Origin of the sequence: Silvibacterium bohemicum, assembly GCF_001006305.1 — a bacterium.
GTDB lineage: Bacteria > Acidobacteriota > Terriglobia > Terriglobales > Acidobacteriaceae > Silvibacterium > Silvibacterium bohemicum.
Map to the genome: position 1 here is coordinate 867647 of NZ_LBHJ01000004.1, position 22131 is coordinate 889777.

The window sequence follows — 22131 nt, forward strand, 5'->3', positions numbered from 1 at the left end:
ATGCATCCGATTGATCTGATCCGTAAGAAGCGCGATGGCGGCGAGCTGACAGAGGACGAAATTCGCTTCCTTGTCGAAGGCGCCGCACGACAGTCGATTCCCGAAGCGCAGCTGGCTGCTTTTCTGATGGCTGCTTTCCTGCGTGGTCTCACATTGTACGAAGAAGCGGCTCTGACTGCGGCGATGCGGTACTCGGGCGAGGTCTTCGACCACGCAGGACTGGGACGCACGACGGTCGATAAGCACTCAACCGGCGGCGTGGGCGATAAGACATCGTTCCTGGTGGCCCCGATTGCGGCAGCGGCCGGCGTGGCCGTGCCGATGATCAGCGGACGAGCGCTGGGACACACCGGCGGCACTCTCGATAAGCTCGAGAGCATCCCCGGCTACAACACCCAACTGTCGCTGAAGGAAGCGCGGCGGGTGATCGACGCATGCGGCGCCACCATCATCGGTCAGACAAAGAACCTGGTGCCTGCAGATCGCGTCCTCTACGACCTTCGCGATCGGACCGGCACGGTGGAGAGCCCGTGGCTCATCTGCGCCTCGATCATGAGCAAGAAGCTGGCCGCAGGCTTGAACGGGCTGGTGCTTGACGTAAAGACTGGCTCCGGAGCTTTTCTGAAAGATCTCTCGGCCTCGCGCTTTCTGGCAGCGCTCATGGTCGATACCGGCGAACGCTCGGGCACGCGGACGGCGGCGATTCTCACTTCGATGGATCAGCCGCTGGGCCGCTTCGCCGGCAACTGGGTTGAAATCTGGGAGTCGGTCGAGCTGCTTAAAAATCAGCGCAATGCCCTGAGTGAGGACCTACGCGCGCTATCGCTGGTGCTGGCCGGATGGATGATCTACCTCGGCGGCAAGGCCGCCAGCGCGGAAGAAGGGAGGACCATTGCCGAGGCAAAGCTAACCGATGGCAGCGCGCTGGACATTTTTATACGTATGGTGGAGGCGCAAGGCGGCGATGCCCGGCTTCTGAATGATCCCGTGCGTTTTCATACGCCGAAGTTTCGCCGCGAGTTTCGTGCCGAACACAGCGGGTATTTGAGCCGCGTCGACTGCGAGAAGGTAGGTTGGGCCGTTCAGCGCCTCGGCGCAGGGCGCGAGCGTGCTGGTGAACCCGTTGCCGCCCACGCCGGTCTCGAGATGCACGTAAAGCTGGGCAGCCGCATCGCAGCCGGTGAAGCGCTTTGCACGCTTTTCACCGACGAGGAGTCGCGTTTCGCCGAGCCAGAAGAGCTTCTCGCGTCCGCACTGGTCATTGAAGACCAGCCGTCGGCCCCGCCGGCGCTGATCAGCGACATCATCACACGCAAAAACAGCGCCGAAGTGCTACAAAATCATTTTCAGGAATCACCGGTTCGCCCATAGGATGGACTCATAGGGGAAAACATTGGCAAGATTCACCGGGGTGCTTGGCCTGCTCACCATGCTGACGCTGGCATGGCTCTTCTCCACTAATCGGCGCGCCATCCGGTGGCGCACTGTGATCTGGGGACTCAGCCTGCAGATCGTCTTCGCATTTCTGGTGCTGAAGTGGACGGTTGGCCAACAGATTCTCGGCTCGGTCGGTGCGGCTATCACCCGCATGCTCGCCTACTCCTTCGCCGGCTCGCAGATGGTCTTCGGCGATCTGGGCAAGCAGCATTCGCCCTTTGGATTGATCTTCGCCTTCCAGGTGCTGCCTACCATCATCTTCATCTCCGCATTCTTCGCCGTGCTGTACCACATCGGCGTGATGCAGCTGGTCATTCGGGTCTTCGCGCGGCTCATGCAGTGGACCATGCGCGTCTCCGGTGCCGAAAGCCTCAACGTTGCGGCCAGCATTTTCATGGGCCAGACGGAAGCCCCGCTGACCATCCGTCCCTTCCTGCCTGACGCCACGCGCTCCGAGCTGATGACCATCATGACCAGCGGCATGGCCCATGTCTCGGGCGGCATCATGGCTGCGTACATCCTGTATGGGATCGAGGCGCAGCATCTGCTGGCCGCGGTCATCATGACCGCCCCGGGAACGATTTTGATCTCGAAGATGCTGGTGCCGGAGGTAGGAACTCCCGCGACCATGGGCGTGGTGCACATGCCTCCCGAGGAAGAGCATAAGGAAGAAAACCTGCTGGGTGCGATCGCACGCGGCACCATCGATGGGGGAAAGCTGGCCTTCAATGTGGCCATCATGCTGATCTCGTTCCTGGCCCTGATCGCCCTGCTCAACGGCGTACTGGGCGGCATTCATAACTGGCTCGCGGCACGCCATTTCAGCTACTTCCCCACCAGTCTGGACGCCATCCTGGGTGTGCTCTTTGCGCCCATCGCATGGCTGATCGGCATTCCCTGGCATGACACGCGGATCGTCGGCAATCTGCTCGGAACGCGCATGGTCATCAATGAAGTGGTAGCTTATTCGCTGCTTGGAGCACAGAAAGCAGCGCTCGACTTCCGATCTTTCACCATTGCCACCTTTGCGCTCTGCGGCTTCGCCAATCTGAGCTCGATCGGCATTCAGATCGGGGGCATCGGCGCGCTGGCTCCAAATCGGCGGAACGACCTTGCTCGGCTGGGGCTGCGGGCCATGCTGGCGGGAACCATGGCCAACCTGATGTCTGCATCAATCGTCGGAATTCTGATTCAATAGAGAGTTGACCGATGCCAAATCCCTCCGACCCATCCGATATTCATAGAAAAGCCGCCGAAGCCGCTGCCTTTCTCTCCGAAAAAACAGATTTGAGACCGGCGGTCGCCGTGGTGCTCGGGTCGGGATTGGGTGCATTTGCAACCGCGCTCGAGAGCCCCATCGCCATTCCATTTGCCGCGATTCCTCATTTCCCGCGCTCCACAGTTCCGGGGCACAGCGGCCGCCTGGTCATTGGCAAGATCGGCGAAACACCCGTGGCGGTAATGCAGGGCCGCGTCCATGCCTATGAGGGCTATTCCTCCGAACAGGTGACGTTTCCCGTTCGCGTGCTGGCACTCTTTGGAATACGCGGTCTGGTGCTGACCAACGCGGCAGGCGGGATTTGCGAAAGCTTCGCCCAGGGCGATCTTGTCCTCATCTCCGACCACATCAATTTCACCGGGCATAATCCGGTGTCCGGCCCCAATGACGATCGAATGGGACCGCGCTTTTTCGACATGACCGAAGCCTATTCGCTGCGTCTTCGCAAATTGTCCCAGGCGATTGCCGATAATGGGGAGAGGCCTATGCAGGAGGGCGTTTATCTCAGCCTGCTGGGGCCCAGCTTCGAAACTCCTGCGGAGATTCGCGCCTTTCGCACCTGGGGAGCGGACTTAGTCGGGATGTCGACAGTGCAAGAGAATATCGTCGCGCGGCACATGGGCCTGGAAGTATTGGGCATCTCCTGTGTGACGAATATGGCCGCTGGAATCCAGGGCGAACCATTGAGCCACGAAGAGGTGATGGAGACAGGCCAGCGAGTCGAAGCGCGGCTGGCGGCACTCCTGGAGCAGATGCTGCCGCAGATGTCGAAAATGATTCAAGGAGGCGCGAAGTAGAAGTGAGCGGTCCGGTGATTGTGGGTGTAGCAGGTTGTTCTGGGTCTGGTAAGACTTCTCTGGCGGAAGAGCTGGCGCGGGAGTTGGAAGGCACTCACTTTCACATCGATCATTACTACCGCGACATCTCGCACCTCAGCTATGAGGAACGCTGCCAGCAAAATTTTGACCATCCGGACCAGCTGGAATCCGATCTACTGAATGACCATGTCGGGCAGCTCGCTCGGGGCGAGGTCATCTATCATCCGCAGTACGATTTTGCGAACCACACCCGCGCTGCAGGAATGACGACACGCCTTGAGGTCGATCACCTGCTCGTCATCGATGGCATCTTCGCTCTACATTACGAAGGGCTGCGTAGTCTTTACGATTTCAGCGTCTATGTCGATGCGCCCGATAACACCTGCTATGAGCGCAGACTGCGCCGGGATTGTCGCGATCGCGGACGGACCAAAGAAGCAGTCGCAGAGCATTATGCGGAGACGGTGCGGCCCATGGCCGAAAAGTACGTACGGCCTTCGGCGCAATTCGCGGACCTGGTGGTCGACGGCACGGAGTCGCTCGATTGGTCCATCGAGCAGGTGTTGACGTCCCTCAAAGAGCGTGGGCTCCTGGAACTGCTAAGCGTCCGCTAGCCAATATCGACATACCAAGCACTCTGAGTCATAAGAGTCGTCATCTCGAGCGAAGTCTTTCGCAGTTTTATCGCGAGAGACGTAGTCGAAGGACCGACCGTCTGCTCGCGGCGCAGCGCGCCTTAATGCAGTTAGCTACAGCTTCACTCAGTGTGCGAGAGTAATAGCAGCCACTGACCTATGCCTATCTCACGCTTTCGAGATCTTATGATGCCCGGGAAACGCCTCTTGCTTGCGGCGTTGGCGCTCGCGTCGATCAGCATTGCCGCAGGCAATACCTTCGCGCAGAACTTCGCTGATGTGAAGCCTTCTCCGCAGCAAACCGAGTGGCAGGATTTGGAATTTGGGGTCATTCTGCACTTCAGCACGAACACCTTTCTCGATCGCGAGTGGGGCGACGGCACGGCGAGTCCGAAGGTCTTCAACCCCTCGCACTTCGACGCCGATCAATGGATGCGCGCGATCAAAGCGTCGGGCGCAAAGTATGTCGTGATGGTGGCCAAGCATCACGACGGCTTCTGCCTCTGGCCCACTGCCCAGACCGACTACAGCATCAAGGCGAGTCCATGGAAGGACGGGAAAGGAGATCTCGTCGGCGAGGTCGCACGAGCCGCGCGAGCCAATGGGCTCAAGTTCGGCGTCTATCTCTCTCCATGGGATCGGCACGAGCCCAAGTACAAAGATCCCGAGGCGTACGACAAGTACTACCGCGCCGAGTTGGAAGAGCTGGCGCAAAATTACGGCGACCTGGTTGAGTTCTGGCTCGATGGCGCGGGCAGCGGCGGCCGCACCTACGACTTCCCCAAAATCATCGAGACGCTGCGCACCTATCAGCCCAACACCATCGTCTTCGCCGACACCGCGCTCTTTGAATATGGCGATGCCCGCTGGGTTGGGAACGAAGCCGGCCGCATCGATTACGAGAACTGGAATGTCATCGACCGGCACGGATATCTGCGTTGGCGACCCATCGAAGCCGACACTCCGCTGCGCAAGCTGCACTGGTTCTGGCATCCGAACGATGAAGCGTCGCTCCGCAGCCTGGACGATCTCGTTGCCAGCTATGAGGATTCCGTCGGGCATGGCGGCCAGTGGATGCTGGGCGTCGCTCCCGACGACCGCGGGCTTATTCCGGATACCGATGTTGCGCGTTTGAGCGAGCTTGGGGATGCGCTGCGCCAGCGCTATTCCAACAATCTCGCCACGCACCACCTGCCTGCCGACGACAACACGCAACGCGCGCTCGATGGCGATCGCGACACCTTCTGGTCTGCCCCTGAAAACGAGCGGTCCGCCACCATCGAAGTCAGATTCGCCAAGCCGACTACTTTCGATCACACGTTGACCATGGAGTGGCTGAACGACGGACAGAACGTGCAGCAATACCGGATCGAGGCCTGGCAGGACGGTAAGTGGAAGCCTGTTGTCTCCGATTACGCAATCGGCCACAAGAAGATCGACCGCTTTCCCGCGGTGACTGCGGAACGCGTGAGACTGAATATCGTTGCCGGCGCCGGTCAGCCACGCATACGCGAATTCCAGGTCTTCCGCCTTGACGAAGCGATTTCTGCGAAGAAAGAGTAAGATCGCGACTTCACTCGGTCGCAGGATATGAAATCATCGCTCGCTATAATTCATGCTTCCGCATGGTGACAGTTACCGACCATTTAGCTGCGAGCATCGAAAGACATTTCTGAGGGAAATCGAATATGGCGATAAAGAGACACGACCGAGCCAAGCGAATCCTGCACCTTCTTTTGGAGAAAGGGCGAGGCAGCGTTGAAGACCTCGCCATTGCGGTCGACGCATCGCCGGCCAGCATCCGCCGGGATCTGATCGAGCTGGAGCAGCGAGGCCTGGTGAACCGCACGCACGGCGGCGCGGAGCTGCCCGGGCAGACAGCGTACGAGCCGTTCCGCTTCGACGCCGCGTTCTCGCTGCGCGAAGAGCGCTTCGCCGATGAGAAGCGCCGCATCGCCCTGGCTGCTGCGGAGACCGTAAACGATGGCGACACCATCGCGCTCTCTCCAGGGACAACGACGACGCAGATTGCGCGCAGCCTGCGCCACCGCGAAGGCATTCACATCGTGACCAGCGCCATCAACATCGGCATGGAGCTCTCCAGCCAACCCAACATGAAAGTCACAGTCACTGGGGGAGCCGTCCGCTGGCCGGGATCGTTCTCGCTGGTCGGCGCGACGACGTTCGAGGCCATCCAGCGGCTGTTTTTCGACAAGGTTTTTATGGGCGCTTGCGGCATTCATCCCGAACACGGCTTGACCGTGATCGAATCGGACGAGGCGCTGATTCTCGGAGAGATGGCGAAGCACGCCAAGCAGGTGATCGCAGTGGCTGACGCCAGCAAGCTGGGCCTGGTCAGCGCCACCCGCGTCTGCACCACAAAAGAAATCGACACCATCATTACCGACGACAGCGTGAGTCCGGAAATAGTCGAAGCCTTCCGCAGCAGGCAGGTGCGAGTAGTGGCTGTCTAAGCAAAGCCGGCCGAAGCTGCAACTCGCACAATGCTTACAACTGCATGCGCACCCTGAGCCTGGTGATGATCGATGAAATGGCCAGGATGCAGGCCGTAAACACCATGCACCTTGCCACTCCCGGCCATCCGGTGGTGAGATGGGTTTCGAAATACGTCAGCCCGGTGAACGCAACGAGATACGCGTAGAAGTCCGACAGCAAATACGTCATCAGCGTGTTCGATCCCGCAGAGCGGACGAAGAAAGCCCATCCCGAGTGCTTCTTCACATCGGCAATCCAGTAGATCAACGCAAAGATCAGCGTGGCCGCTCCGATGGAGTAGAGGCACCAGGTAGGCGTGGCGCGAATCTTGGAGATGCCCAGCGGCGTCAGTAACCAACCCGCAACCAGACAGGCCGCACCGAAGATCACAGCGAGAATGGTTTTCTGCCGGTGCGATTGCCACTGGTGCGCACCCAGAAAAATCGCCGACACCACGACACCCGCCATGGTGAGGGAGGAATGGGCTCCATTGCTGAAAGGCCATGCATACATCGACCAGCGTGACGGAAACAAGATCAACTTTGCCGCGGAGAGGCTGTTGAACGCGACCAGCGCAGCGAGCCATGCGAGCGGCGCCCATAGCCAGCGCCGGGTGGGAATGTAGAGGATGGCAACAGCAAAATAAGTGAGGCCAATGAGGCCGAGGATCTCGGGGTAAGAGAAGTTGATCCACGCGGCGTGGCCATCATGCGTAGTGCGGCGGAAGATGGCGAACATCGCGATCATCAGCACCAGACCAATGCCGCGCAGGACGCGAACCAGCGTCGAACGCCGGTCTAACCCCGGATACACATTCCAGAACAAAACGCCGCCGGTGAGCGCGAGCAGCGCCCATGCACCCTGGCTGATGCCCATGCGCGCGGGGTCGCCCGAATCCGCGTTGGCAAGGATGAGGCCCAGCACCAGCAGGCTGAACGAGCGAAGGAAAATATGAAACCAAAGCGCAGGCACGGAAGGATTCTTCTTCAATCGGTGGCGAATAGCTAGCGGCAGAGATAGCCCCACGATAAACAGAAAGAATGGAAAGACCATGTCGACATAGGACATGGCATCGACCTTCGCCGGCATGTGATAAGTCCATTTCGACAGGCCGTGAACACCATCAAGCTCGTTGACGAAGATCATCACCGCCATGGTGAGTCCGCGAAAGATGTCGATAGAAACAATGCGGCTCGAGCCTGCTGCCGGCGTACGCTCTGAGACTGGCGCGAATGTTGTGGTCGTCATCGCGTTCCTCCGTTCGATGCGGAAGGCAGATGAAACTCCTGATCGATGGCATTCAGCAGCATACCCGTCGGATCGCTCTCATAATCCCAGAACATTACTCCGCCGAGCTTGTGATCCAGTACATACTTGCACTTCAGCGCCAGTGACTGCGGGTCTTCGTACGAGACAAAAATATGCTTGGCGGGATTGTAGAGGGTAGGCGCGGAAGCAGCCGCATCCCAATAGCGATCATAGCCATGATTCAGCATGGTGTTGGCGATGTTGCCGAACTTCGCGTAAGTCTCGGGAGCAGACTTGCCGGGCTGAAAGAGGCCGTGGTTCCGATCCTGAACCCCGCCCCACGCATGTCCATAGAACGGAACACCGAGAACAATTTTCTCCGCCGGCACTCCAGCCTGCTCGTAGTTTTGAATCGATTGAGCTGCGGATATCTTCTTAGGATCGGCAGGATTGGCAAACAACGGAGCGTGGTTGCCGGTGATCGGCTCGCTGCCCGGCTCGTAGTAGTCATAGGCCATCAGGTTCACGGTGTCGATGTACTTCTGCACCTTGCCCATCTCGGTATGCTCGATGAAATCGCTCTCGCCGCCGACGGCGATAGAGAGAAACAACTGCCGGTGCAGGCGCTTTTCTTCCTTATCGAAGCGGGCTCGCAGCTCAGCTAGAAGCAACGTGTAGTTCTGCGTATCTTGAGGCCGGAAGTGGTTGGTCGAACCAGCCATGGCCGGATACTCCCAATCGACATCGAGCCCGTCGAGTTTGTATCGATCGATAAACTCCGCGACGCTTTGAATAAAAACACTGCGGCTTTCACTGGTGAGAGCCATGTCCGAGAAGGCGCCCGACCAGGTCCATCCTCCGACCGAAACGAGAACCTTGAGCCGGGGATTCTGTTTCTTCAGCGCGGTGAGGGCCGCGAAGTTTTCTTTGTCATGCGGAAAGCCAGTAACGATGCGGCCGCCAACGATATTAGCGAAGGCATAGTTGATGCGTGTCAGCCTGTTCGCCGCGATATCTCCAGGCTTAAGCTGCACTTCCTGAGGGAAGACGTAAGCGATCACCTCCGGGCCGGAGGACGGCGCAGCAATCGCCGAATGAGTCGCTGCGAAGGCCAAACCTGCTGCGATGGCCAGCGCAGCCCACAAGCGTCTACTGAAGACCGCAGCGCGTTTTAGGCCGGGATAACGATCTGCCGGCTTCCGGTTATCTTGCTTCGCTACCAGGCTTTCGCCTGTTCGAATGGCTGCGTGCGCACGTCCAATTCCAATATGCTCCAGCAAATTGCCCCCGTCGGCCCGACTTGTCTAGACAACCAGTATACTGAGTGCGCGCAGGCTGTGTGGCCGCCTGCCGTTCCCCTCGATCCGGGCTTTTCCAGGAGGCTAGCTATCAAAGGCACTTCGCTACAAACTCTGGTGGTGTGTGGTCTTCTCACCCTGATTCCGGCCGCTCGCGCCGAGGTCCATGTCCTCGTCGACCAGGTGGGCTATGAGACGCACGCGCCCAAAGAGGCGCTGGTGTTGGGCTCGAAGGCGGATCATCCTGACACTTTCTCTCTGGTCGATTCAGCGACCGGCCAGACCATCTTCACAGGCAAGCTGAAGCCTGCGGGAAGCGTGAATAACTGGGGCGGCACGTATTGGATCGCCGATTTCTCGCAATGGCAGAAACCGGGTCACTATGCACTCACCACACCGTCTGGCGCGGGGAACGCCACTTCCTGCGCCTTCGCGATCGAGGACGACGTGCTGGAACGGGAAACGCTTTCAAACGTTCTTTACTACTTCAAAGGCCAGCGCTCCAGCGGATTGAACGACCAGGCCGACCGTCATCTGGCATTGCCCGATGGCTCGGGCTACATCGACGCCCACGGCGGATGGTATGACGCAACCGGTGATTACGGCATCCATCTTTCGCACCAGAATCCCACATCTTATTTCAATCCGCAGCAGGTACCGCTGGTGGCGTGGACTTTGCTCAAAAGCTATCAGGAACTCGAGGCTCGCCACGACGACAACTTCACCGAATATGACAAGCGCCTGCTCGATGAAGGGCTCTTCGGAGCGGATTTTCTAACGCGCATCAAGCGGCCGGGCGGTTCATTCTTCGAGAGCATCACCGCACCGGGCAAGGAGAAGCTGGCGAAGGATCGCGTGATCGGCAACCCCAATTGGAAGACGCAGATCAAAAAGAGCACTGCCGATTCAACCGAGAACATCCACGCCGCCGATGGCCCGCACGCTTATGAGGCAAGCTTTCGCGCAGGCGGCGGCATGTCCATCGCCGCACTGGCGCTGGCCAGCACCATGCCTGCGGATGGGGAGCTTACCCGCAAGGACTATCTGAAAGCCGCCGAAGAGGCGTTTGCCTTTCTCGACGAACACAATCGCGAGCTGCTGAACGACGGCACCGAGAATATCCTTGATGATTACTGCGCGCTCATGGCAGCGACCGAGCTGTACAAGGCCTCGCATGAGGAGAAATATCGTTTAGCGGCAGACCATCGCGCTGCTCACCTGATGGCGCGCCTCATAACGGAAGGCAAGTATCGCGATTACTGGCGCGCGAACGACCAGACCCGCCCCTACTTTCACCCAGCCGATGCCGGCCTGCCCGTGATCAGTCTGATCGAGTACGCAAAGATCGCGTCTCAACCAATGCAGCAGCAGGTACACGACTCCGTCGCACGCTCGCTCAAATTTGAGCTCTCGGTCACGGCGGAGGTCAACAATCCCTTTGGCTACGCTCGGCAGCTGGTGCGCATGGGCGATGGCTCCGTGCGCACAGCCTTCTTCTTCCCTCACGACACCGAAGCTGCTCCGTGGTGGCAGGGAGAAAATGCGCGTCTGGGCTCGCTGGCAGCGGCGGCGCGTATGGCAGCTCCACTCTTTGCCGATGATCCCGCCTTTCACGCGCAGCTCGAAAGCTATGCCTGGGACCAGCTCCATTGGATCCTGGGTAGAAATCCCTTCGATGTAAGCATGCTGATAGGCAGCGGACACGGCGATGCAGCCTATATGTTCTTCCGCTCGTGGAAATACACGAACGCGCCGGGAGCGATCGTCAATGGCGTCACCGCCGGCCTCAACAATGAAGACGGCATCGCCTTCAATCAGGGATTCGCAGTAACCGGACAGGACGAGGACTGGCGCTGGACCGAGCAATGGCTGCCGCACGCCGCCTGGTATCTTTACGCGGTCAGCCTGCCCCATCAATAAACACAATATTTCGATAGGATCCGAATTTCGTGCGGCAATCGGGAATGAGGCTCTATCATGCGTATCCAGACGGCTCACGATTCAGTAAATTGAAAGAACACAGACACCCAGATGGCTCAAAGCATACCCGGCAACACCTCGTCTTCGGCGTCCAGCCACAAGCTGCAAAATAGCCTGCTGCTCCTGGTGGCCGGCCTCGGCGGTCTGCTCTACGGCGTAGATGTGGGCATTATCGGCGGTGCGCTTCCTTATCTGGAAGCCACTTCGGGCCTGAGCGCCGGGCAGCTCTCGATTATCGTGGCGGCGGTGCTGCTGGGCAGCGTCTTCTCTACCCTCTTCGCCGGTCTTCTGGCCGACTGGATGGGCCGTAAACCGCTGATGACGATAAGCGGTATCACCTTCGTTCTCAGCATCCCGGTCATCGCACTATCGCATGGGTACGGCCCGCTCTTCTTTGGCCGCCTGTTGCAGGGAATTAGCGGAGGGCTGATCGGTGTCGTGGTTCCGCTTTATCTCGCCGAATGCCTGACCTCTTCGGTTCGCGGCAAAGGTACGGGCATCTTTCAGTGGCTGCTGACTCTGGGCATCGTCTCCGCGGCCCTCATCGGGATTTACTACAGCTATCGCGTCGAAGAGATCGCGCACGCCGCCAGTGCCTCTGCGCTCTTTCACTTCAAAGACCAGGCGTGGCGGCGAATCTTCTGGGTCTCCCTGCCTCCCGGTTTGCTCTTTGTCATCGGCTCGCTGATGGTTTCCGAATCGCCGCGCTGGCTCTTCCGTCGCGGTAAGATCGAAGCCGCGCGTCTTGCACTGTTGCGCTCGCGCACCGCCGAAGAGGCTGAGTCAGAATTGAAGGAGATGCAGGAGACGGCCAGCGCCGCGCTTTCCTCGTCCGGAAAGAAGATCAGAGAGTCTCTCCTTCAGCGGAAATACGTCTTTCCCTTCCTGCTCACCTGCGTAATCCTCTTCTGCAACACGGCCACCGGCATCAACTCCGTGATCGGCTACAACACCAGCATCCTGCTCCAGAGCGGGCTCTCTGACCTGCACGCCCACTGGGGCTATGTTCTCTTTACCGCGGTGAACTTCCTGGCCACCATCTTCGGCATGACGCTGGTCGATAAGAAGGGCCGGAAGTTTCTGCTGGTCATGGGCACCTCGGGAGTCATCCTGTCCATGCTCTGTACGGGTATTCTTTTCCTGCGCACGGAGAAACAAAACGTCGACTGCCGCTCCGCAATACAGTCGCTAGTCAGCCCGGATCAGACCCTCGATCTGCGCTTCACTCCGGATACTGCCAGGCAGATGCTCGGCGAAGGCCAGAGCCAATCCATCGGCTCGTCGGATGTCTCGCTGGTAGTGATTTACTCCTATGGGGGATTCACCGGAGCCACGAGTTTTGTCCGGGCGGATGACGCTTCCGCTGCTCCCATTCACGTCACGAGGGAGATAGGCCTGCCCTCAAACAAGATCGAAGCATTTTTCGCCAATCCATTTGCCGATCTCAACGCCGCGCAGACGGCTCCTCTTAAAATTCAGCGGGCAGTTGTGGGACGCGTGCCCAATGCGGCGCACGGCTGGCTGGTGGCGATCTTCCTTTATATTTTCGTAGGCTTCTATGCGGCCGGTCCCGGCGTGTGCGTGTGGATCGCGCTCTCTGAGCTGATGCCGACCCGCATTCGCTCGAATGGCATGAGCATTGCGCTCGTTCTCAACCAGCTGGTCTCCACTACGCTGGCCGTCATCTTCCTGCCCGTAGCCAGCAAGTACGGATATTCTGCGATGTTCTTCCTCTTTGCCGGTTTCACCGTGATCTATTTCCTTACGGCCCTGCTCTTCCTTCCCGAGACCAAGGGGAAAACTTTGGAAGAGATTGAAGAGCATTTCGCCAAAGCTGGTGCACGATAGGCCAAGAACCGCGGGATCTAGAATCCTCTTCGAACGGAGTCGCCATGATCATCATCGACAACGAGCACGTGGAGCTGAGCACACCTTATGGGCCGATGCGCACGCACATCTTTCGCCCAGTAGCGGCGGGCAAGTATCCGGGCATCGTCTTCTACAGCGAGATCTTTCAGGTCACCGGCCCCATTCACAGGATGGCGTCGATCCTTGCAGGACACGGATATATTGTTGCCGTGCCGGAGATCTACCATGAGTTTGAAGCCGCCGGAACCGTGCTCGCCTACGACCAGGCAGGCTCCGATCGCGGCAACCAGTGGAAGACCACCAAGGAGCTGGCCAGCTACGATGCCGACGCTCGCGCCGTACTCGATCATCTGAAATCCCGGCCCGATTGCACCGGCCAGCTAGGCGCAATGGGAATCTGCATCGGTGGACACCTGGCCTATCGCGCGGCGATGAACCCCGACGTGCGCGGCGCCGCCTGCTTCTACGCCACGGACATTCACAAGGGCAGCCTGGGCAAGGGCATGAAAGACGATTCGCTGAAACGAACCAAAGACATTCAAGGCGAGCTGCTCATGATCTGGGGCCGACAGGACCCACATACCCCGCTCGAAGGCCGGATGACGGTATTGGCTCGGCTCAATGAGGTAGGCGCGCAATTCAGCTGGCATGAAGTAAACGGAGCTCACGCCTTCATGCGCGACGAGGGCATTCGCTACGATCCCGAGCTAGCGCACCGGCTGTATGACTTGGTGTTCGATTTCTTTCACCGTCGCCTTGGCGCGGGCGATCTGCCAGCACAGGCCCCTGGCGGGACTAAGCATTAGGACCGGAAGATTTGTCACAAGATGAGATGAAACAAAAAGCCCGCTCTTCGGAGCGGGCTTTGTCTTGCGATTCCTATTGCGGTTAATCTTCGAATAGACTCCATACCGATGCCAGATCGAGCACGAAACCAGCAACAGGGCCGGTTCCGACCACGTTCTCCACGACTTCCCGATACGTAGCCTGACCGCGCTCGTAGATCAGAACGTTGCGTAGGTACGGATCGATCAACCACGCCAGCTCCGCTCCGTTCGCTAGCCATAAATCCATCTTTTTCTTCGCGGCAGGCAGGCTGTCGGACGATGAAAGCAGCTCGACCACAAAGGCCGGAGTAAATCGCAAAAAGTGTTTTCGGTCCTCTTTGGTGAGGCCGCGCATCTGCTCGGCGGTCGCATATGCCGCGTCCGGGCTGCAGGATGAGCCGTCGGGAAGGAAGAACCCCGCGTTAGAGTCGAAGACGCGCCCCTGCCGATGTTGCTTCCACCAATCCCTTAGTTGGCCGCCGATCTCGATGTTACCGCTGCTGCTATCGCCACCTGTAGGAGCATTCACGATTATCGCGCCATCCTTCGTTCGTTCTAATTGCACGAAGTCGTTCGCTGCGCACAGCTTCTCGAACTCCTCATCGGTGAGAGGAGGATCCAAAACTACGCTGCTCGGCAGCTTCGGAATCTCGAGGATGGTGCTCATACTTGAATTCTATGTCTGACCCGCATCGGGAAACACGAGAAATGAACTAAAAAACACAAAAGCCCACTCCGAAGAGTGGGCCTTTGCTAGAGACTTATGCCGGCGATCACCTAATCTCCCACACACTTTCGCGTGCAGTACCATCGGCCCAGCGAGGCTTAACTTCCGTGTTCGGGATGGGAACGGGTGGGACCCTCGCAGTATGGTCACCGGCAAACTTAAGGCGTTTTGTACAGCTCGTTACGCCATTGAAAACTTGGACGGCGCTTGGCGGGCTTTTTCTCCCGCAGCCATCAGTTGTCTACGGACTGTTTCTCCCGGACAAACTGAGGCAAACTGGCGCCACACAACCTAATATCTCACAACGAAATCGATTGGTATATTACAGGGCTTGTTGATATGCCTTAGAACCATCTGGCGCATACTGCGCAGAATTAATTCTATGGACAAGCCGAACGGGCGATTAGTACTGGTAAGCTACACGCATTACTGCGCTTCCACCTCCAGCCTATCAACCAGGTGGTCTTCCTGGGCCCTTCAGGGAGATCTCATCTTGGAGCGTGCTTCCCGCTTATATGCATTCAGCGGTTATCACAACCGAACTTCGCTACCCAGCCGTGCCATTGACATGACAACTGGAACACAAGAGGTTCGTCCATCCCGGTCCTCTCGTACTAAGGACAGCCCTCCTCAAATCTCCTACGCCCACAGCAGATAGGGACCGAACTGTCTCGCGACGTTCTGAACCCAGCTCACGTACCGCTTTAATAGGCGAACAGCCTAACCCTTGGAACCTTCTACAGCTCCAGGATGCGATGAGCCGACATCGAGGTGCCAAACCGAAGCGTCGATATGAACTCTTGGCTTCGATCAGCCTGTTATCCCCGGCGTACCTTTTATCCGTTGAGCGATGGCCCTTCCATACAGAACCACCGGATCACTAAGGCCTGCTTTCGCATCTGCTCGACTTGTAGGTCTCACAGTTAACCACTCTTATGCCTTTGCACTCGACGACTGATTTCCAAACAGTCTGAGAGTAGCTTCGCGCGCCTCCGTTACAATTTAGGAGGCGACCGCCCCAGTCAAACTACCCGCCTAACTATGTCCCTCTCCCGGATTACGGGAGTAGGTTAGATTCACAGCACTCGCAGGGTGGTATCTCACCGGTGGCTCCACCAAATCCGAGAATCTGGTATCAAAGCCTCCCACCTATCCTGCGCAGCAAGAGCCATAAATCATAGTTAAGGTGTAGTAAAGGTGCACGGGGTCTTTCCGTCTAGCTGCGGGTAACCGGCATCTTCACCGGTACTACAAGTTCGCCGAGCAACTCGTTAAGACAGTCGTACGATCGTTACTCCATTCGTGCAGGTCGGAACTTACCCGACAAGGAATTTCGCTACCTTAGGACCGTTATAGTTACGGCCGCCGTTCACTGGGGCTTCAATTCAAAGCTTCGCCTTGCGGCTAACCTCTCCTTTTAACCTTCCAGCACCGGGCAGGAGTCAGCCCCTATACGTCGTTTTCGACTTTGCAGAGACCTGTGTTTTTGTTAAACAGTCGCCGTACGCGTTTCACTGCGGCCCACCAGAGGTGGGCGACCCTTCTCCCGAAGTTACGGGTCTAATTTGCCGAGTTCCTTAACAAGCTTTCACTCGAGCGCCTTTGGATATTCTCCTCGTCTACCTGTGTCGGTTTGTGGTACGGTTCCCAACGCCTCTCCTTAGAGGATTTTCTCGGCAGCGTGGAATCAGCAGCTTTCGGCCATACGGCTTACTGTTTTACGCCTCACTGTTAAGCTCTGGCGGATTTGCCTACCAGAACCAGCTTACGCGTATCAAACCCCATAGTCATATGAGGTCCTGCTTATCCTTCTGCGTCTCCCCATCGTCAAACGAAGGTTGGGAGGTCCGGAATATTAACCGGATGTCCATCAGCTACGCCTTTCGGCCTCACCTTAGGGACCGCCTAACCCTGAGCGGATTAACCTTCCTCAGGAAACCTTAGACTTTCGGCGTGAATGGTTCTCACATTCATTATCGCTACTTATGCCGGCAGGGTCTCTTCGCAACGCTCCACCAGTCTTCTCAGTCTGGCTTCATCGCTGTTGAGAATGCTCTCCTACCACGCACACCAGAGGTGTGCATTCGCTGCTTCGGTGTACAGTTTTAGCCCCGTTGTATTGTCGGCACCGGACCGCTTGACCAGTGAGCTATTACGCTTTCTTTAAAGGATGGCTGCTTCTAAGCCAACCTCCTGGCTGTCTGGGCGTTCCGACTTCCTTTCCCACTTAACTGTAACTTTGGGACCTTAGCAGGCGATCTGGGCTGTTTCCCTCTCGACTGTGAAGCTTAGCCCCCACAGTCTGACTCCCGGGCTGGTTGTCACTGGCATTCGAAGTTTGGTTGGATTCAGTAAGCCGGAAAGCCCCCTAGTCCATCCAGTTCTCTACCACCAATGCAAATCACCCGAGGCTAGCCCTAAAGCTATTTCGGAGAGAACGAGCTATCACGGAATTTGATTAGCCTTTCACCCCTACCCTCAGCTCATCCGAGCTTTTTTCAACAAACACCGGTTCGGTCCTCCAATAGGTTTTACCCTACCTTCAACCTGGCCAAGGGTAGATCATCCCGCTTCGCGTCTATTCCTGCCAACTTAATGCCCTATTCAGACTCGCTTTCGCTTCGGCTCGCTTACGCTTAACCTTGCTGACAAGAATAACTAGCCGGCTCATTATGCAATAGGCACGCGGTCAGACATTCCCTTGCGGGCATAGTCCTCCCACTGCTTGTAGGCACACGGTTTCAGGTACTTTGTACTCCCCTAACAGGGGTGCTTTTCACCTTTCCCTCACGGTACTGGTTCACTATCGGTCAGATACGAGTATTTAGCCTTGCGGAATGGTCTCCGCGGATTCAAGCAGGGTTTCACGTGCCCCGCCTTACTCAGGTGCCTGCTTCGAGTCCGGATAGCTTTCGTCTACGCGCCTGTCACGCTCTATGGATCCCCTTTCCAGAGGATTCGACTAACTACCGGATTGGTAACTCTACTGTTGCAGGTCCTACAACCCCCGAGACACCGAAATGCCACGGGTTTGGGCTGTTCCGATTTCGCTCGCCACTACTCTCGGAATCGAGGTTTCTTTCTTTTCCTTCAGGTACTGAGATGGTTCACTTCCCTGAGTTCGCTTGATCCCGCCTATGTATTCAGCGGGTCATTCTTGAGGTTTGCTCAAGAGGGTTTCCCCATTCGGAAATCTCCGGATATAACGCCTGTGTGCGGCTCCCCGAAGCTTATCGCAGCTTGCCACGTCCTTCATCGCCTGTATCTGCCAAGGCATCCACCGTGCGCCCTTAGTAGCTTGACCATAGAATTAACTCCACGCAGGAGTCACTTCTACGTATTGCCGCCTAGCAAATTCCTAAACTTAATAAGGAAATTTGCAAAAGATTATTCTAAAGACACTCAACTAAACAACTTCCTTCTCTCGCGGTACGAACCACGGACAAGGTCATTGCTCAGCCTTGTAATATATTTACCCAATCGATTTCGTTGTCAAACATCCAGGCACGGGCTATCAGACCCATGCTCGCCCTCAGGCGAATTGAACCAGATCAGAGATCTTGATCTTGCGATCGTCTTGCGACTCTGATCCTGCCCAAAGATCGACATCCGGATTTCCGGAAGCCCATCTTCAGGCAGCTCGAAGTAGAGGTTGGTGGAGCTGAGGAGGATCGAACTCCTGACCCCCTGCTTGCAAAGCAGGTGCTCTCCCAGCTGAGCTACAGCCCCATTCCTTAAGCACAGGATAGTTTTGAAGCTATGGTGGGCCTGGGTAGATTCGAACTACCGACCTCACCCTTATCAGGGGTGCGCTCTAACCAACTGAGCTACAGGCCCGGCATCGCCCAAAACTGATGCCCAGGGATTGGGCGTCGCTTAATTATAAGCGACAATTGCCCGCTGAGCCCGACTGCTCGTATTTCTACTCGAGAAGTTTTCGAGGACCAGGTTGAACATGCGAAGCGGCTACGCCGCTCCTGACCATCGTGCAAATTCATGAAGAAGCAGAGAAGGCTCGTATCAGAATTCTCAATCATCCGTCAGGGACAGATGATTGAGATGTGCATGGCAACGCCCTCATACGCCGTTATTCACGGTCCGCGATACGCGGAAGCATGAGAGTGCCATGACGTTCTCTTTAGAAAGGAGGTGATCCAGCCGCAGGTTCTCCTACGGCTACCTTGTTACGACTTCACCCCAATCATGAATTACACCTTGGAAGGCTGCCCCCTTGCGGTCGGCTCACCTGCTTCTAGTGCAACCCACTTTCGTGATGTGACGGGCGGTGTGTACAAGGCCCGGGAACGTATTCACCGCGGCATTCTGATCCGCGATTACTAGCGATTCCAGCTTCATACAGTCGAGTTGCAGACTGTAATCCGAACTGAGGTCGGCTTTTTCCGATTAGCTCCCCCTCGCGGGTTTGCGACGGTTTGTACCGACCATTGTAGCACGTGTGTAGCCCTGGACATAAAGGCCATGAGGACTTGACGTCATCCCCGCCTTCCTCCCCGTTATCCGAGGCGGTCTCACCAGAGTGCTCAACTAAATGGTAGCAACTGGTAATAAGGGTTGCGCTCGTTGCGGGACTTAACCCAACATCTCACGACACGAGCTGACGACAGCCATGCAGCACCTATATAGAGGTCTATTGCTAGACGCCGATATTTCTACCGGATTCCTCTACATTTCGAGCCCAGGTAAGGTTCTTCGCGTTGCGTCGAATTAAACCACATGCTCCACCGCTTGTGCGGGCCCCCGTCAATTCCTTTGAGTTTCAGCCTTGCGACCGTACTCCCCAGGCGGATCGCTTAACGCGTTAGCTTCGGCACGGCGGGATTGGGTACCCGTCACACCAAGCGATCATCGTTTAGGGCTAGGACTACCAGGGTATCTAATCCTGTTTGCTCCCCTAGCTTTCGTGCATCAGCGTCAGTTGTGGTCCAGTGAGCCGCTTTCGCCACAGGTGTTCCTTCCGATATCTACGCATTTCACCGCTACACCGGAAATTCCACTCACCTCTCCCACACTCAAGCCCGGCAGTTTCTCATGCAGACTTCGAGTTGAGCCCGAAGATTTCACATAAGACTTACCGAACCGCCTACGCACCCTTTACGCCCAATAATTCCGAACAACGCTTGCCCCCCTCGTATTACCGCGGCTGCTGGCACGAAGTTAGCCGGGGCTTCTTCTCTCGGTACCGTCATTATCTTCCCGATCGAAAGGAGTTTACGTCCCAAGGGACTTCATCCTCCACGCGGCGTTGCTGCGTCAGGGTTTCCCCCATTGCGCAAAATTCCCCACTGCTGCCTCCCGTAGGAGTCTGGACCGTGTTTCAGTTCCAGTGTGTCCGTGCGCCCTCTCAGGCCGGATACAGATCACCGCCTTGGTGGGCCATTACCCCGCCAACTAGCTAATCTGCCGCGACCCCCTCCTTAAGCGAATTGCTCCTTTGACCCGTAGGTATTATGCGGTATTAGCCCAGATTTCTCTAGGTTATTCCCCACTCAAGGGTAGGTTAGTCACGTGTTACTCACCCGTGCGCCACTTTACTCGTGGATTGCTCCACTTTCTCGTTCGACTTGCATGTGTTAGGCACGCCGCCAGCGTTGATTCTGAGCCAGGATCAAACTCTCGTTTGAAACCTGAAGACTGCTACCGGACGACGGAGGTCGCCGGTGCAATCGTCCTCACAGTGCTCGAAAGACTGTGAGGCATTAACATGTGAGAATGATCGAACCAAGATCTTCTCCCATTCTCACGACTGGCATGTTCAACCTGATTGTCAAAGATCCACGCCGGTGACCGCCTGAGCGGGCCGCTTGGATCGGGAATCACAGCATCGCTGTGGCCCTCGAACTTGTTGCGCTGCATTTTTGCGCGAACTTTTTAAGACTATCGAAGTTCGCTTGCCGTGTCAACCAAAATCTCGATCATTTTCTTCAACTTCCTAATCGATCAATTTGATTCGCTGTCGGCGGGCTATCCGCGCCTTACAGCCCCGCTTCACCTACCAGGATGATTGGGCACGACTCTTGCAGCACTAAACTTTTAAAGATCATCCTTCAAGAGGCGGCTAACTCGAGCGCGCGCTCATGAAGGCGGGCCATTTAGGCCGCCAAAATATGAGGAGTCTTGCTCCTCGACTTGCAATGGATTGTTCGCTCTTATTAGGCGCCCAGCGCCTGTCGAACATCTACTTCGCTCTTATTACTCTGGCAGACTCAAGAGTCCGCTCGGCGAAGCCATCCTGCAATTCCTTACTGCTCTTTACTGCTTATCTCTGCTGCTTGAACTTTTTTAACCTTACCAGCTTTTCTTCAGCTTTGCAACTCGTATCGAGTCATTCGCTCGTATCGAGTCATTTGCTATAAGCCGCTACGACCGAATCAGTTCGTTGCAACAAGATGAATACTATCCGGCGCAGGGCTTCTCTGCAAGTGTTGAAAACCCCGCGAATCTGTTGAAAACTCGAACCGCTACAGAAACGGCTTAATCCCCTATATGACACCCTTCGCTGACCATGCGCGGAGTCGCGCTATTCCGCTACCTGGCGCGCAATCACTCCCAGATCCGTAAGGCCATTGACGAAGAACTGTATCGCCAGCGCCACCAGTAGCAATCCCATGATGCGAACCAGGATGCGGATGCCGGTCTCGCCCAGAACCTTGCGCACCCGATCTGCGCCGCTCAACACCCCGTAACTAGCGAAGGCGGTAATAGCGATAGCAATCAGGATGGCCATCATCTGCCATTTTGAAGGCGCCTGCGCCACCAGCACCATCACGCTCGAGATCGCACCGGGACCCGCCAGCATGGGTATGCCCAGCGGCACGATTCCCGCGTCCTCCTTGGCTGCCGCCTCTTCCGTATCGTCGGAAGACTCCTGAGTAGGCGAGCGCTTGGCCTCCAGCATATCGATGCCGATCAGCAGCAGAATCAGGCCCCCGGCAATCTCGAAGGCCGGCAGCGTGATGCCGAACATCCTGAAGATCAGCCGGCCCGCGAGCGCAAACGACGAGAGGACGATGAAACAGGTAAGCGAGGCTTTGCGCGCCATTCGCTTACGCCGCTCAGTTTCGACACCCGCAGTAATGGAGAGGAAGGCAGGGATCGCAGCAAAGGGATCCACCAGGAAGAAGATCGAGCTCAGCGCCAGGACGGAAAATCTCACGTAGGTGGAGTGCAGCTCGTGCAAAGCAGAGCTCGCAGGACCGTACACCGCGATCATGGCGACACCGATCCATCCCTGCATCTGCCCACCTCCTCGATCAGCGCAATGTGCTCATGCTATCGGAATCGCCCGCGAAGTGAGCCGGCAGGCCACTTAAAGACAGAATGCGCCATGCCAGGTCGAATCCCGGCGCGATTTCTTATCAAGGCTCATTACCGATGGCCTCTTTGCTTTGATTTATGAGTAACCGGCCAAAACTTCCCTGCACCGAGTAGCGATTGCCGGAGAGGAAAAAGTTGCCTGCAATTCGACTCCTATAAGCTCCGCAAGCTCAATCACTTAC

13 protein-coding genes, 2 tRNA genes and 3 rRNA genes are annotated in these 22131 nt (G+C 57.0%); 9 read left to right on the top strand and 9 right to left on the bottom strand.

Annotation, left to right across the window (positions count from 1 at the left end; all coding sequences use genetic code 11):
* The 6 genes from XX99_RS14380 (at position 1) to XX99_RS14405 (ending at position 6643) form a co-directional block, all read left to right on the top strand.
* The gene (locus XX99_RS14380; protein WP_050060041.1) at positions 1-1371 is read left to right on the top strand and encodes a thymidine phosphorylase; all 1371 of its coding nucleotides are present in this window, start codon (positions 1-3) and stop codon (positions 1369-1371) included.
* A gap of 22 nt (positions 1372-1393) precedes the next feature.
* A complete protein-coding gene (locus tag XX99_RS14385; RefSeq protein ID WP_050060042.1) occupies positions 1394-2635 on the top strand; it encodes a NupC/NupG family nucleoside CNT transporter in 1242 nt (413 codons plus the stop codon).
* An 11-nt stretch (positions 2636-2646) separates the two neighbouring features.
* Complete coding sequence (locus XX99_RS14390; RefSeq protein ID WP_050060043.1) at positions 2647-3513, top strand: purine-nucleoside phosphorylase; 867 nt, start codon at positions 2647-2649, stop codon at positions 3511-3513.
* 2 nt (positions 3514-3515) lie between these two features.
* Complete coding sequence (gene udk / locus XX99_RS14395) at positions 3516-4148, top strand: uridine kinase (RefSeq protein WP_050060044.1); 633 nt, start codon at positions 3516-3518, stop codon at positions 4146-4148.
* Positions 4149-4355: 207 nt separating this feature from the next.
* On the top strand, positions 4356-5732 hold the full coding sequence (locus XX99_RS14400; protein ID WP_156185985.1) for an alpha-L-fucosidase: 1377 nt from the start codon (positions 4356-4358) through the stop codon (positions 5730-5732).
* A gap of 125 nt (positions 5733-5857) precedes the next feature.
* The gene (locus tag XX99_RS14405) at positions 5858-6643 is read left to right on the top strand and encodes a DeoR/GlpR family DNA-binding transcription regulator (RefSeq protein WP_050060045.1); all 786 of its coding nucleotides are present in this window, start codon (positions 5858-5860) and stop codon (positions 6641-6643) included.
* 34 nt (positions 6644-6677) lie between these two features.
* Here XX99_RS14405 and XX99_RS14410 read toward each other — a convergent pair whose 3' ends face one another.
* Entirely contained in the window at positions 6678-7913 is a 1236-nt protein-coding gene (locus tag XX99_RS14410) for a DUF5009 domain-containing protein (protein WP_050060046.1), read from the bottom strand.
* A complete protein-coding gene (locus XX99_RS14415; protein WP_082125588.1) occupies positions 7910-9058 on the bottom strand; it encodes a glycoside hydrolase family 18 protein in 1149 nt (382 codons plus the stop codon). Before XX99_RS14415 ends, XX99_RS14410 begins: the two co-directional genes overlap by 4 nt.
* 192 nt (positions 9059-9250) lie before the next feature.
* Here XX99_RS14415 and XX99_RS14420 point away from each other — a divergent pair, with 192 nt between their 5' ends.
* From XX99_RS14420 to XX99_RS14430, 3 genes are all read left to right on the top strand, one after another.
* The gene (locus XX99_RS14420) at positions 9251-11131 is read left to right on the top strand and encodes a glycoside hydrolase family 9 protein (protein ID WP_231581354.1); all 1881 of its coding nucleotides are present in this window, start codon (positions 9251-9253) and stop codon (positions 11129-11131) included.
* Between the two features lie 111 nt (positions 11132-11242).
* On the top strand, positions 11243-13039 hold the full coding sequence (locus XX99_RS14425) for an MFS transporter (RefSeq protein ID WP_050060047.1): 1797 nt from the start codon (positions 11243-11245) through the stop codon (positions 13037-13039).
* A 44-nt stretch (positions 13040-13083) separates the two neighbouring features.
* Positions 13084-13866, top strand: a complete 783-nt coding sequence (locus XX99_RS14430) for a dienelactone hydrolase family protein (RefSeq protein ID WP_050060048.1) — start codon at positions 13084-13086, stop codon at positions 13864-13866.
* A gap of 82 nt (positions 13867-13948) precedes the next feature.
* Here the strand turns inward: XX99_RS14430 and XX99_RS14435 are convergent, their stop codons facing one another.
* The 7 genes from XX99_RS14435 to XX99_RS14465 all read right to left on the bottom strand — a co-directional run bounded on the left by XX99_RS14435 (position 13949) and on the right by XX99_RS14465 (position 21869).
* Positions 13949-14554 (bottom strand): Uma2 family endonuclease, encoded by a 606-nt coding sequence (locus XX99_RS14435; protein WP_050060049.1) that lies wholly within the window; start codon positions 14552-14554, stop codon positions 13949-13951.
* Between the two features lie 97 nt (positions 14555-14651).
* Positions 14652-14768: ribosomal RNA gene (rrf, locus tag XX99_RS14440) — 5S ribosomal RNA — on the bottom strand.
* Between the two features lie 228 nt (positions 14769-14996).
* Positions 14997-17918: ribosomal RNA gene (locus tag XX99_RS14445) — 23S ribosomal RNA — on the bottom strand.
* Between the two features lie 349 nt (positions 17919-18267).
* Positions 18268-18343: transfer RNA gene (locus XX99_RS14450), tRNA-Ala, on the bottom strand.
* 31 nt (positions 18344-18374) lie between these two features.
* A tRNA-Ile gene (locus tag XX99_RS14455) sits at positions 18375-18451 on the bottom strand.
* A gap of 305 nt (positions 18452-18756) precedes the next feature.
* Positions 18757-20256, bottom strand: a 16S ribosomal RNA gene (locus XX99_RS14460).
* The 16S, 23S and 5S rRNA genes sit together here with 2 tRNA genes alongside, the layout of an rRNA operon.
* 896 nt (positions 20257-21152) lie before the next feature.
* A complete protein-coding gene (locus XX99_RS14465) occupies positions 21153-21869 on the bottom strand; it encodes a MarC family protein (protein ID WP_082125562.1) in 717 nt (238 codons plus the stop codon).
* Positions 21870-22131 lie beyond the last annotated feature (262 nt).